This window comes from Streptococcus sp. CCH8-C6, assembly GCF_001557225.1.
Taxonomy (GTDB): domain Bacteria; phylum Bacillota; class Bacilli; order Lactobacillales; family Streptococcaceae; genus Streptococcus; species Streptococcus sanguinis_C.
The window spans coordinates 1-221 of the sequence record NZ_LSJN01000031.1; the positions used below are offsets into that span (position 1 = coordinate 1).

Sequence of the window (221 nt, forward strand, 5' to 3'; positions counted from 1 at the left end):
TTTGTACCGACTTCAACCACTTCATCAATCGCTGCTGTCACTACTGGCTCGCCCTTTTGAACCTTAGAAACCTCTTTGCCGTCCTTCTTCGTTACCGTATAAGTCGTAACCTTGCTACCATCTTGACCAGCTGTCTTCACTTGACGAACTCCCTTAGCCAATTCCGGATTCTCAACGGTCTTGCTGCCATGTTTCAGAACTTCAGTTTCGCTCACTTCTTC

Annotated in this window: 1 protein-coding gene; it reads right to left on the reverse strand. The window is 47.1% G+C overall.

The annotated features are described in order from the left end of the window. Nucleotides 1–221 (reverse strand): G5 domain-containing protein (locus tag AX677_RS03105; protein ID WP_197416881.1); only part of this gene is annotated, 221 nt, incomplete at both ends.